Origin of the sequence: Cupriavidus sp. P-10 (assembly GCF_003402535.2) — a bacterium.
GTDB lineage: Bacteria > Pseudomonadota > Gammaproteobacteria > Burkholderiales > Burkholderiaceae > Cupriavidus.
On record NZ_AP025170.1, the window covers coordinates 3,257,190 to 3,270,366 of the forward strand.

Annotated in this window: 9 protein-coding genes; all 9 read right to left on the bottom strand. The window is 69.5% G+C overall.

Annotated elements, in window-relative coordinates; genetic code table 11:
* Nucleotides 1-4 precede the first annotated feature (4 nt).
* The 9 genes from CTP10_RS14985 to CTP10_RS15025 all read right to left on the bottom strand — a co-directional run bounded on the left by CTP10_RS14985 (nt 5) and on the right by CTP10_RS15025 (nt 12,740).
* The gene (locus CTP10_RS14985; protein ID WP_116320220.1) at nt 5-1,201 is read right to left on the bottom strand and encodes an acyltransferase family protein; all 1,197 of its coding nucleotides are present in this window, start codon (nt 1,199-1,201) and stop codon (nt 5-7) included.
* A gap of 137 nt (nt 1,202-1,338) precedes the next feature.
* Nucleotides 1,339-2,637: a glycosyltransferase WbuB gene (locus CTP10_RS14990; protein ID WP_116320221.1), complete on the bottom strand. Its 1,299-nt coding sequence runs from the start codon at nt 2,635-2,637 to the stop codon at nt 1,339-1,341.
* Nucleotides 2,634-3,896, bottom strand: a complete 1,263-nt coding sequence (locus CTP10_RS14995; RefSeq protein WP_116320223.1) for a glycosyltransferase — start codon at nt 3,894-3,896, stop codon at nt 2,634-2,636. Before CTP10_RS14995 ends, CTP10_RS14990 begins: the two co-directional genes overlap by 4 nt.
* Before the next feature lie 103 nt (nt 3,897-3,999).
* Complete coding sequence (locus CTP10_RS15000; protein ID WP_116320224.1) at nt 4,000-4,950, bottom strand: GDP-L-fucose synthase family protein; 951 nt, start codon at nt 4,948-4,950, stop codon at nt 4,000-4,002.
* A gap of 16 nt (nt 4,951-4,966) precedes the next feature.
* Nucleotides 4,967-6,085 (bottom strand): GDP-mannose 4,6-dehydratase, encoded by a 1,119-nt coding sequence (gene gmd, locus CTP10_RS15005; protein WP_116320226.1) that lies wholly within the window; start codon nt 6,083-6,085, stop codon nt 4,967-4,969.
* 99 nt (nt 6,086-6,184) lie between these two features.
* Nucleotides 6,185-8,425: a polysaccharide biosynthesis tyrosine autokinase gene (locus tag CTP10_RS15010; RefSeq protein WP_116320361.1), complete on the bottom strand. Its 2,241-nt coding sequence runs from the start codon at nt 8,423-8,425 to the stop codon at nt 6,185-6,187.
* A gap of 52 nt (nt 8,426-8,477) precedes the next feature.
* A complete protein-coding gene (locus CTP10_RS15015; protein ID WP_116320228.1) occupies nt 8,478-9,857 on the bottom strand; it encodes an undecaprenyl-phosphate glucose phosphotransferase in 1,380 nt (459 codons plus the stop codon).
* A 103-nt stretch (nt 9,858-9,960) separates the two neighbouring features.
* Nucleotides 9,961-11,499: a mannose-1-phosphate guanylyltransferase/mannose-6-phosphate isomerase gene (locus tag CTP10_RS15020; RefSeq protein ID WP_233528166.1), complete on the bottom strand. Its 1,539-nt coding sequence runs from the start codon at nt 11,497-11,499 to the stop codon at nt 9,961-9,963.
* A gap of 122 nt (nt 11,500-11,621) precedes the next feature.
* Complete coding sequence (locus tag CTP10_RS15025) at nt 11,622-12,740, bottom strand: GlxA family transcriptional regulator (protein ID WP_116320229.1); 1,119 nt, start codon at nt 12,738-12,740, stop codon at nt 11,622-11,624.
* Nucleotides 12,741-13,177 lie beyond the last annotated feature (437 nt).

The window sequence follows — 13,177 nt, forward strand, 5'->3', positions numbered from 1 at the left end:
CCTCCTAGCCCCGTACCGCGCTGGCCGGCAGCGCCCCACCGGCAGGCTCCGACAAAACGGGCGCCAGGCGCCGGCGCAGCCAGCGGCGCATCGGTTCCTCGTACCAGAGGAAGACCAGCACGCTCAGCGCCACCACGGCCGCCAGCACCAGCCACCCGTACGCCCGCGGCCAGCCGGCCAGCCACGCCAGCCGGCCCAGCGGCACATGGAGCAGGTACAGCGAGAAGCTGGCTTCGCCCAGCCGCACCAGCCAGCGCCGGTGCAGCAGGCCGAGCACGGGCCGCTGCAGCAGCGCCAGGCCCAGGATCAGCGCACCGAATGCCGGCGCCCGCAGGTAGAAGGCCGGCCAGCGACCCGGCGGCGAGAGCGCCGTCACCGCCAGCACCGCGACCAGTGCGAGCGCGGCGGCCACCAGCAAGATGCCGAGGCGATGGCGGGTATCCGCCGCGCGCGGCATGCGCGCATGCCATTGCGCGGCGCATACGCCCAGCACGAATTCGAACAGGTGCGTCAGCGGGAACTGCGCGACCAGGAAGCCCGAGCGCGATGGCGGCATGGCGGCTTCCACCAGCGCGATCCACGCGCCCTGCAGCAGCCACAGCAGGGCGCACCAGCGCAGCAGCGCACGGCTGTCGCGCGCGGCGGCCCAGGCCAGCAGCGCCGGGAACACGGCATAGAAGAAGGCTTCGCACGAGATGCTCCAGGCTGGCCCGTTCCAGGGCTGGTTCAGCCCGGCGAACGGCAACCACGCGGTCAGCGCCAGCACCTGGCATAGCAGGCTTGCCGCCAGCATGGGCAGGTCCGGCCGCGCCAGCCCGTACCATTCGCGCAGCAGCACGGCGTCGCCACTGCGCAGCAGCCACGCGGTGACGGCCAGCGCCGGCAGCAGCGACAGCAGCAGCACCGGCCAGATGCGCGCGACGCGGGCCGCATAGAAGGCGCGTGTGCCGCGGCCGCCCAGGCTGTCGCGATAGTTGTAGGCGAGCACGAAGCCCGACAGCACGAAGAACAGCGATACCGCCGGGCGCCCGCCGTCGGCAGCCGCCACGAACCACGCCGGCACCGCGAGCAGGCCGATCTGGCCGAAATGGCACAGCACCACCGTCAGCGCCGCCAGGAAGCGGATGCTGGCCAGTGCCGGCAGGTTGCCGGCTGACGTCAGGGCACGCGCACGCGGCGCGGCCGGCTCGATGGCTGGCATGAGCGCTCTCCTCCCGACGAAAACAGGCAGCCGGCCGGCGCGCGGCGCTGGCACCGGGGCCATGGCATGTAGGGCTCGCAGCCACCCGGGCAGCGGTGGCGGCGGCGTTCGGCGCGCGGACGTAGCTTGGACATGGCTTACTCCGCTTCCTCGGCGCGCAGCGCCGGCTGCGGCAACTCGGCGCCGGTCGCCGGCGCGGCCTCTCCAGCCGTACCGCCCGCAACCAGCGCGCGCAGCCGCGCCTCCAGCCGGCCCAGCACCACCGGCGCCGCCAGCGCGCTGACCGCGTAGGCGCGTGCCGCGGCGCCCAGTTCGGCGCGTTGCCCGGCGTCGTTTGCCAGCCGGCGGATGGCGTGCGCCAGCGCATCGGCATCCTCGGGCGGCACGGTCAGGCCGCGTCCGCCGAGCGCGGCGAACAGCTCGGTCCCGCCCTCGGCCATGGCGACGATGGCGCGCCCGCTGGCCAGCATGCCGGTCAGCTTGGACGGCATCACCAGGTCGGCGGCGCCGCCGCGCTGCGGCAGCACGTGGATGTCCGCCAGGTTCAGCAGTTCATTGAGGCGTTCGGCCGGCTGCAGCGGCAGGAAGCGGCAGTGCTCCAGGCCGGCGCAGTGCAGCTCCAGCTCGGCGCGGGCCGGGCCGTTGCCGCAGAACACGAAGACAATGTCGGGCTGGCCGGCCAGGGCCGCTGCCGCGCACATCAGCACGTCCAGGCCCTGCTTGGCGCCCATATTGCCCGCGTACAGCACCACCTTCTGGTTCGGCGCGATGCCAAGCGCCTCGCGATACGCGCTGGGCCGGTCCAGCGGATGGATCGCATCGGCATCGACCCAGTTGGGCAGCAGCACCACGCGCGCCGCCGGTACGCCCTTGCGCACCGCCGCCTGGGTCATTTTTTCCGAGATGGTCGAGACCACGTCGAAGCCGCGCAGCAGCGCGCGCTCCACCGCCAGCGCCGCGCGGCGCGCGCGCGCACCGCGCAGCAGGCCAAGCTCGAACGCGGCATCGACTTCGTAGTCCTGCAGGTGCAGCCAGCCGATGGCACCGGTAAGCCGGGCCAGCAGCCAGCCGCCGGGCGCGCTCATCAGTCCCGGGGCAATCACCATCACCACATCCGGGCGCCACCAGCATTGCCCCAGCAGCGCCGGCAGCGCGGCCAGCGCGAAGCTGCCGAGGTGCAGCAGTCGATTGAGCCCGCCAGGGCGCCGCGGCACCCACAGCGGCACGCGCTGCACGCGCACGCCGGCGCGCTGCTCGCGCTGGTAGCGCCAGGCCGTGTAGCCCTCTTCGACCCGCCACGCCGGGTAGTACGGCGGGCCGCACACCACCCGCACCTCGTGACCGGCCGCGTCAAGCGACTCGGCCATCTCGGCGGTGTACTTGCCGGTGCCGGTCAGTTCGGGCGCGTAGTTCTGCCCGCAGATGAGGATTTTCATTGGCTGCTCCGGTGGGCTTCGGCCTCGGCGACGGGATGCGGCGCGGCGCGCGTCCTGCCGCGCAGCAGGCTGGCGCAGCCGCGGTCGATATGGGTGGCGGCGGCCGCCGGGTCGAAGCGGCGGATCAGCTCGATGCAGTGCAGCGCGGTGGCGCGGGTATCGGCGAACAGGCGTACCGCCTGGTCCAGCGCGGCTGCCAGCGCGGGCACATCGCGCGGCGGCACCACCAGGCCGGTCTCGCCCTCGCGCACCAGCTCGGGCACGCAGCCGCAGTTGTCGCTGACCACCGCGGGGCAGCCGTGCGCCAGCGCCTCGTTGACCACCAGGCCCCAGGGCTCGCTGTAGCTGGGCAGCACCAGGCAGGTGGCGCGGTCGTACTCGGCCTCGAGCGCGGCACCGTTGACGCTGCCCAGCAGCATCACGGCGCCATCCAGCCGCAGAGCACCGACGCGCTCGCGCAGGCGCTCGTCCATCGGGCCGCTGCCGGCCAGCCGCAGCGTGGCGGATGGCATCGACGGCAACAGGCTGGCAAAGGCCTGAAGCAGCGTATCCAGCCCCTTCTCTTCGGACAGGCGCCCAACGTAGAGGAACACCGGCGGCAGCGGTTCAGGTGCCGGGGCGTCCGGGGCGTCCGGCGCGTCCGGGGCGTCCGGTGCTGCGGCCTTCGGCGCACGCGCCAGCAAGCGCCGCGCCAGCGCCTGCTCGGGTGTGTAGCCGGCCGGCAGCGCCGCGGCCTGGCACGGGATGAAGATGCGGTCGCGCCGCGCCCCGAGCGACTCCAGGTATTCGCGGCTGCGCTCGCCGAAGCCGAAGTAGCCCTGGCACAGCGCGAAGAACAGCCGCTTGGGCAGCGACGTCAGCAGGCGCCGCGGGCGATCGCGTCCGGTGGAATCGCAGAACACCGCGCGCCGCTTGCCGGTGACGATGCAGGCCAGCAGCATCGCCCAGAATTCCGGCAGGTGGTAGCCGGGAAGCACCACCACGCGGCTGTCCGAGCACAGCACCTCGCCCACCAGCCGCAACGTCATCTTCCAGCGCGGCACGTCCTCGTAGCAGCCCTCGAAGAGCTGGCGCATCGGGTACTGGTGCACGCTGTAGTCGACCTCGGAAAAGCCCAGCCGCATGTGCTCGGTCTCCGCGATCTGCACGACGGTGTAGCGGATCGACCCCTGCCCGTGCAGCCGGTGCAGCGCCGAGAAGACCTGGCCCTTGTGGCGCGACCAGACAACGTTGTGGAAGATGGTGACTGAGCCCGACATGACGACTACCCCCTTGGTTTCGTACTGCCCGTTGCTTGCCCCGCCGCCCGTGGTGGGGCGCCTCTGGGCCTTTGCGGCCCTTTCGAATCTGTCTGCTCCCTCGTCACGCCACCGCGCCGGCCTGCGCCGCCTGTGTCGCGACAAACTCGCGCCAGGTACGGGCGATGCCCGCCTCCAGCCCGATCGATGCCTGCCACCCCATGCCGGCCATGCGCGACACGTCGAGCAGCTTGCGCGGCGTGCCGTCCGGCTTGCTGGTGTCGAACACCAGTTCGCCGCGGAACCCGGCGATGCGGCACACCATCGCGGCAAGCTCGCCGATCGGGACGTCCTTGCCCGTGCCGACGTTGAACACGCCGCCATCCGGGTCTTGCCGCAGCAGGAACAGCGTCGCCGCGGCCAGGTCGTCGACATGCAGGAACTCGCGCCGCGGCGTGCCGGTGCCCCATACCGACAGCGTGGCGGCGCCCTCGCTGACGGCGGCATGCGCCTTGCGGATCAGTGCCGGCAGCACGTGGCTGTTGGTCAGGTCGTAGTTGTCGTTGGGCCCGTACAGGTTGGTCGGCATCACCGACAGGTAGCGGGTGCCGTATTGCCGGTTGTAGGCCTCGCACAGCTTCAGCCCCGCGATCTTGGCGATGGCATAGGCTTCGTTGGTCGGCTCCAGCGGGCCGCTGAGCAGGTAGTCCTCGCGGATCGGCTGCGCGCAGTCACGCGGATAGATGCAGGACGAGCCGAAGAACACCAGCCGCCGCACGCCGGCCTCGAACGCGGCTTGGATCACGTTGATCTCGATCGCCAGGTTCTCGTACAGGAATGACGCCGGCCGCGAGGCATTGGCGACGATGCCGCCGACGCGCGCCGCCGCCAGCAGCACCACATCGACGGGCTGGCGCGCGAAGAAGCGGCGCACCGCGCCCTGGTCGGTCAGGTCCAGCTCGGCGCGCGCCGGCGTCAGCAACTGCGCGTAGCCCGCGGCGCGCAGCTGGCGTACCAGCGCCGAACCCACCATGCCGCGATGGCCGGCGACGTAGATCCTTGTCTGCTTGTCCATGGTCAGCGCCGCCCCCTCATTCGTGGTGTTCCAGCGTCTTGAAGCCGGCCAGCGTCACCAGCGCGTCGCGCCGCGCGATCTGGAAGTCCGCGCGCACCATTTCCTTGACCAGCGAGGAGAACGGTGTAGTCGGCTTCCAGCCCAGCTGCTCGCGCGCGCGGGTGGGATCGCCGAGCAGTGTCTCGACCTCGGTAGGCCGGAAATAGGCCGGGTCGACGCGCACGATCACCTTGCCGGGGGCCAGCTTCGTTTCCTTGCCTTGCACCCGTTCGACAATCCCCACCTCGTCGGCGCCCGTGCCCTCGAAGCGGATCGTCACACCCAGCTCGGCGGCGGCGTACTGCACGAACTCGCGCACGCTGTACTGCTCGCCGGTGGCGATGACGAAGTCCTCGGGCTGCTCCTGCTGCAGCATCAGCCACTGCATCTCCACGTAGTCACGCGCGTGGCCCCAGTCGCGCAGCGACGACAGGTTGCCGAGATAGAGCTCGTCCTGCAGCCCCACCGCGATACGCGCGATGGCGCGGGTGATCTTGCGCGTGACGAAGGTCTCGCCGCGCACCGGCGACTCGTGGTTGAACAGGATGCCGTTGCAGGCGTAGATGCCGTACGCCTCGCGGTAGTTGACGGTGATCCAGTACGCGTAGAGCTTGGCCACCGCGTACGGGCTGCGCGGATAGAACGGCGTGGTCTCCTTCTGCGGCACCTCCTGCACCAGCCCGTAAAGCTCGGAAGTGGAGGCCTGGTAGAAGCGCGTCTTGCGCTCCAGGCCGAGGATGCGGATCGCCTCCAGGATGCGCAAGGCGCCCAGGCCGTCGGCATTGGCGGTGTACTCCGGCTCCTCGAACGACACCGCGACGTGGCTCTGCGCGGCCAGGTTGTAGATCTCGTCCGGCTCCACGCGCTGGATCACGCGCAGCACACTGGTGGCGTCGGTCAGGTCGCCGTAGTGCAGGAAAAAGCGCAGGTCCTGCTCATGCCGCTCGCGATACAGGTGGTCGATGCGGTCCGTGTTGAACAGCGACGTGCGGCGCTTGATGCCGTGCACCTCATAGCCCTTGTCGAGCAGCAACTCGGCCAGGTAGGAGCCATCCTGTCCGGTGATGCCAGTGATCAGTGCGACCTTGCGTTTCATTCCCGTTCTCCCTGCCGTGTTGAACTGCCTTGGATGCGTGTGATGGTCGGCATGCGCGCCGCGGGTTATTGCGTCATTTGCGTCATTTGCGTCATCACCTCATTTGATGCCCCCGACGCCGGCGTCGTTGCTGTAGTAGCCGGCATAGCCCGTGCCGAGCCGCAGCGGCGGCTTGGGCACGTCGGTCAGCAGCACGCCGCGCAGCGCTACGCCGCCGCTGGCCAGGCGCCGCACGGTCTCGCCGATCTCGCCGGCCGGATGCCGGCCGTGGCGCACCACCAGCAGCGTGGTGCCGGCGTAGCGGCCCAGCAGCGCGGCATCGGTGACTTCGAGCACCGGCGGGGTGTCGATGATCACCATGTCGTAACGGTGCGAAAAATGGTCGAGCAGCATGCCGAAGCGCTCGCTCATCAGCAGCTCGGCCGGATCCGGCGGCACGGTGCCGCGCGGCATCACGTCGAGCCCGGGAAGCACGTCGCGCGCCACCACGGCATCGAAGTCCTCGCCCATCAGCGCGTCGGCCAGGCCCGGCTGGTGGCGCAGCCCGAAGTGCGCATGCACGGCGCCGCGGCGCATGTCGCCGTCGATCATCAGCACGCGCCGCTGCCCCGCCGCCACCAGCGCGGCCAGGTTGACCGACAGGAACGACTTGCCGGCGTCCTGGCGCGAGCCGGTCAGCATCACTACGTTGTTGCTGGCGTCGCGCAGCGCGTACTGCAGCGTGGTGCGCAGGCTGCGCACGCCTTCCACGGCGATGTCGTCGGGCGCGCGCGCCGCCAGCAGGCGCGGGCCGCGGCCGGCGCGGCCGTGGCTCAGTTCGCGCTGCAGGCGCAGCTGCATGCGGCTGCGCGGCACCACCGCGCACACCGGCACGCCGATGAGGCGCTCGATATCCTCGGGATGCTCCACGCCGCCGTACAGGGCCTTCTTCAGCAGCGCGAGCACGATCGCCGCGAGCATGCCAAGCCCGGCGCTGATCAGCACCAGCATGGCGCGCTGCGGGCGCACCGGCTCGTCGGCGGGCGCGGCGAAATCGACCACGCGCACGCTGCCGACCTGGCCCGCCTTGACGACGCGCAGCTGCTGCGCGTTGTTGAGCAGGCTGGTGTAGAGCTCGGTATCGACGCGCACATCGCGCATCAGCCGCAGCGCGGTCTGCTCGGTGTCGGGCAGCAGCGACACGCTGCGCCGCAGCGCGTTCTGCTGCGCCGTCAGCGTGGCAATCTGCGCCTTGAGCGACACCACCGCCGGGTTGTTCTCGGTGTAGCGCGTGTTGTACTCGGCAAGCTGCGCCTCCATGGTGAGCAGCCGGCTCTTGTTGTCGACGATCTGCTGCAGCAGCAGGCGGCTTTCCTCGCCCAGGTTGACGGTGCCGAGCTTGTTGCGGAACGAGTTGTAGCGCTCTTCCGCCTGGTCCAGCTCCTTGCGCAGCACCGGCAGCTGCTGCTCCAGGAAGGCCAGCGTGTGCTCGGCTTCGGCCGAACGCCGACCGATGTCCTGCTGCACGAACTGGCGCGCAATGGTGTTGACGATCTCGGCGGTCAGCTTGGCGTCGGGCCCCTCCAGGCTGGCGCGGATGATGCCGGACTGCAGCGTGGTCTCGCCCACCGCCAGCGCGCGCTGGACCGACTCCACCGTGGCCAGCGTGGACGCGCGCGTCAGTTCGAACTGCGTGCCCGGGCGCCCGACCAGGTGGTCGATGCGCACGCGCACCGGCCCCAGGGTGCTGGCGCCGCCAGTCTCTTCGCCGACGCGGCCGTTGAGCACGAGCGCGCCGTCGGGATCGCGCAGGCTGTAGGTGCGCTCGGCCTCCACGGTCAGCACGAACGGCTTCCTGTAGTACTTGGCCGGGGTCTCGAACAGCGACATCTTGATCGACTCGCCGCCCCAGGCGTACTGCGGCATCCCGAAGCGCGCCGGCGCGGGGGTCTTGCCGGTATGGCGGCCTGCCAGCCAGCCGCCGATCACGGGCAGGTAGCGCGGCCGCGCCCCGATATCCAGGTGCAGCGTACGCACCGCGTCTTCCACCACCAGGCGCGAGCGGATCAGTTCGATCTCGGCGGCCGTGGACGACTTGGAATCGAAGATCGACGACAGCGACTGCAGCGCGTTCTGGTTGTTGGCATTGGCGTCGCCCTTGCTGTCCTCCACCTGGATCAGCGCGTCGGCACGATAGACCGGTTTGGCGATCATCGCGTAGACCGCGCCGCCGGCCAGCGCCAGCAGCGTGATCGCGGCGATCATGCGCCAGTTTTCCAGCAGCGTGACCAGGTAGTCGGACAGCCGCAGCTCGGGCGCCGGCGGCGCCTCGACGTATTGGGTCTCTAGCAGGTTTGGCATGGTGTCACGCATCCCCTTCCGCCGGCGGCGGGCGCCGGCGAATCCCCTCGGTTCAGTACGCGTTGCTGTGGAACAGGCCCTTGAAGATGGTGGCCGCGATGATCCGCATGTCCAGCCCGAAGGACCAGTTGACGAGGTAGTACAGGTCGTAGGCGATGCGCCCTTCCATCTTCTCGATGCGATCGGTCTCGCCGCGGTAGCCGTTCACCTGCGCCCAGCCAGTGATGCCCGGCTTGATGCGGTAGCGCTGGATATAGCCCGAGACCAGCTTGCCGTAGTGGTCGTCATGCTCCAGCGCGTGCGGGCGCGGGCCGACCACCGACATGTCGCCGCGCAGCACGTTGAAGAACTGCGGCAGCTCGTCCAGGCTGGTGCGGCGCAGGAAGGCGCCGACGCGGGTAATGCGCGGATCGCCGCGCGTGGCCTGTGTCAGTTGCCCGGCATGCTCGGCATGCACGCGCATCGAGCGGAACTTGTAGATGCGGAACACGCGCCCGTCCGCGCCCTTGCGCAGCTGCGAGAACAGCACCGGCCCGCGCGAAGACAGCTTGACCGCAACGGCGATCGCAGCCAGCAGCGGCGCCAGGCCCAGCAGCGCCAGCGCGGCGAAGAGCCGGTCGAAGACCTCCTTCTGCGCCAGCGCGGCGGGCGACATCGGCGACGCCGCCAGGTTGATCGCATGCATGCCGATCAGGTCGATCATGCCGCCATCGAACAACGCCACCGTGCGCAGGTCTGGCACGAAGCGGATATTGATCAGCTCGTCGCGAAAGGCCGCGACGAACTCCAGGATCTCGCGCTCCTGCGACAGCGGCAGCGCCAGCCACAGCTCATGGATCTTCTGGGTGCGCACGTAGCGGGCAAAGGCGGCGCGGTCCTCGAATACCGGTACGCGCGCGCTCAGGCCGCCGGCGCCTGGCATAACGTTGAATGCCGCCGCCACGCGGAAGCCCGACGCCGGCGACGCCGCCACGCGCCGCATCACGGCGTTGCAATGCGCGCCGCTGCCGACCACCGCCACCTGGTGCAGGTTCATGCCGGCGCTGCGCATATGGCCCAGCACCATGTGAGCAAGGAGCCGCGACACGATCATCATGGCGCCGGTGCTGGCGGTCCAGTAAGCGAACCATAGCCGCGACACCAGGTCGAGCCGATGCACCGAGAACATCACCATCACGCCAAACAGCTGCACCAGCAGCCACGCCAGCGCGACCTGTCCGGCCAGCCCCAGCTTGGAGCGCCCGCGCCAGGACTCATAGATGCCAAAGGTGGGGAACAACGCGAGCGTGAACGCCGCGGACAGCGCGATGAACAGTTCGAACAGCGCACCCGGCTCGATCGCGTCAAAGCGAAACTGCGCGGCCATCAGCGCGCCCGCCAGTACCAGCGCCACGTCGAGCATGCGCGCCAGCAATCCTTCCAGCTTGACCATTTCCCGTCCTCCTGCCCGTCTGCCTGAGCACCTGCCCTGCCTGCTGCCCCGGCGGGTCCGCTCCCCGCTGCCCGCCGCTGCGTTGCTGCCACCTTGCCAACGCCTATCCGCAACGCCCGTAGTTGTCCTCGATGCGCACGATGTCGTCTTCGCCCAGGTAGCCGCCGGACTGGATCTCGATGATTTCCAGCGGCAGCTTCCCGGGGTTCTCCAGACGGTGCGCCACGCCGAGCGGGATATAGGTCGACTGGTTCTCCGCCAGCAGGAAGCTCTCGTCGCCGCGCGTGACACGCGCGGTGCCACTGACCACGACCCAGTGCTCGGCGCGGTGGTGATGCAGCTGCAGCGACAGCTGCGCGCCGGGCGCCACCACGATGCGCTTGACCTGGAAGCGCTCGCCGTGGTCGATCGAGTCATAGAAGCCCCACGGGCGGCGCACCTTGCGGTGGTCCGCGGCCTCGGGCGCGCGCTGTGCCTTGATCCGCTCGACCAGGCTCTTGACGTCCTGCACATGCGAGCGATCGGCCACCAGGACCGCATCCGCGGTCTCGACCACGACGATGTTGCTGGTGCCCACGCAGGCCACCAGGCGCCCGTCGGAGTAGGCATAGCTGGCACTGGCACCCTCGAACATCACGCGGCCGCGGGCGGCGTTGCCGTCGACATCCTTCTCGGTGGCGTCCCACACTGCTTCCCACGAACCCAGGTCCGACCAGCCCGCGGCGAGCGGCACCACTACGCCGCGGCAAGGCGCGTCAGGCTGGTCGAGGCGCTCCATCACCGCATAGTCGATCGAGTCCGACGGGCACTGCATGAAGGACTGGCCCTCGGGCCTGAAGTACGGCGCCTGCAGCTTGCCGCCGATCACCGCGGTCATGCAGGCTTCGTAGATCGCCGGCTGCAGCGCCTGCAGCGCCCGCAGCCAGACCGTGGCGCGGACCACGAAGATGCCGCTGTTCCACCAGTACTGGCCGCTCTGCACATACTGCGCCGCCAGCTCCTGCGCGGGCTTCTCGACGAAGCGCGCGATGCCGTGGGCACCGTCGCCGAGCGCCTCGCCCAGCCGGATGTAGCCGTAGCCGGTCTCGGGCCGCGTCGGCGGCACGCCCAGCGTCACCATCGCACCGCGCTCGGCGTGCTCTGCGGCGACGGCGATGGCGTGATGGAAAGCGGCGCCGTCGAGAATGGCGTGGTCGGCAGGCATCACCACCAGGATCACGTCTTCGCCCTTGCCCTGTGCCAGCCACGCGGCCACGGTCAGCGCGGGTGCCGTATTGCGCCGCGCGGGCTCGACCACCAGGCGCGCCTCGACGCCGGCTTTGGCCAGTTGCTCGGCGGTGGTGAAGCGGTGCTCCTCGCCGCAGGCGATGATGGCTTCGGGCACCACCTCGCGCTGCGCGCCGAAGCCGGACAGCCGGCGCAAGGTCGCCTGCAGCAGCGAGTCGGTGCCGACCAGGTCGATCAGTTGCTTGGGATAGTGCTCGCGCGACAGCGGCCACAGCCGCGTGCCGGCGCCGCCGGCCAGCACCACCGGCGCCAGGCGCAGCCGCTGCGCGCGTGGATGCGCGCCGCCGTCATCATCCTGGCCTTCGGGCTGCGCGGCTGCCACCGTGTCCGTCTCCACTTGCGTCGTCTTCAGCATGGTCAAGCCCTCCAATCTTCGACAAACTGGCGCGGCGCCGCGGGCGAGCTGCGCCCGCCGCGATGCTTCGCGGAACGTTTCACTGCCATGGGGTCAGGGTGCTGCGTGTGGCGGCGTGCGCCTCAGCTGTCGGTGGCGGCCTTGTGCGCCTTGTTTACCTTGTCTGCCTTGCTGTCTGCCTTGCTGTCTGCCTTGCTGTCTGCCTTGCTGTCTGCCTTGCTGTCTGCCTTGCTGTCTGCCTTGCTGTCTGCCTTGCCGTCTGCCTTGTGGCGCTGGCGGAATTCGGTCGGTGACAGCGACAGCCGCTTGCGGAAGATCTTGGCCAGGCGGTCCCCGTTGCCCATGCCGGAGCGGCGCGCCACCTTGTCCACCGGCAACTCGGTCTCGGCCAGCAGCCCGCACGCGGTCTCGAGGCGGGCCTGCAGCAGGAAGTCGGACGGGGTGGCCCCCATCTCCAGCTTGAAGCGGCGCAGGAAGTTGCGCTCGCTCATGGTCGCCACCTCGGCGGCGTCGGCGATCGAGACATCGTGTTCGCAGTTCTGCTGCAGCCAGCGCGCGGCCGCGCGGATCTTGTCGGCGGCGCTGGTCAGGCCGGCATCGGCCAGGCGCGGCAGGAGCTGGTCGGTCCAGGCCGGCAGCACGCGCTCGACCACCGCGCGGGCCACGTCCACGCCCAGGTCGCGCCGGATCACGGCGAGCGCGCCTTTCATCGATTCCAGGCGCATTTCGGTGTCATCGTTCGACGCCATCAGCGGCAGGTGCGGGCGCCGCGGCACTGCGGCGGGATCGATCACGCCGGCGGCAACGAGCACCGCCCTGCCTTCGGCAATCGGGCGCACGCTGTCGGTGGTGGCGCAGGCGGCGCGCAGCCAGCACAGCAGGCGCGTGTCGCTGGCCGCGGCGCGGGCGCCCTCGCCGCCGGCAATGAAGAGCATGTCGAGGCCGGCGGGGCGGCGCGGGTCCAGACTGTCGGTCCAGACGCGCACCGCCGCGGAGCATGTCACGCTGCCACCCTCGACCGACAGGAAGCGCACGTCGTAGGTAATGCGGCGGCTGCCGCCGGCGGGTGCACCAATTTCGTTGGCGGTCTGGAACAGCTCCGCAACCAGTCCCGCACCAAGGAGCGAAAAACCCTCATAAAGCAGGATGCCGATGTGCCGCGCGTTGCCGCGGGTTGGGTTCAGAAAGGGTGTCGTGGAAAAAACACTGGCTGCGGGCGGCTCGACGTGGGCGTACGGCATGATTTCCCCCAAATACCTCGTTGGTTTCTTTCTGGCGCGAAACCCTTTGTATTGCACCGCATCATAGACATCAACATTTCGGTTATTCCCGGACTGTCCGATTTTCGCGATGTCTTGGCGGAAGGCCTTGAACGCCTTCGCGCATTTTGCGCAACCCACTGTCGTTACAGGGGTTTTTTCATGCAATACGCGACTCCCTCATTCGCATTCTCAGCGTTGTCGCGCCTTAGAAATCAATATAGTCGCTTCGTTGCAACGCAACATAAACGCACCAATTCGAACGTGAATAAAATCACACTAATACGTGATCTGGTGCATACTTAATTCACCAAGTGAGGCAAGGCGCTCATGGCTTTGGCGGGAAAGCAACGCTGCTCCGCACATGCCCCAAATCAAGGAAGCCGATTGAATCTGGTGCATCCGTGCCGGTTGTACCA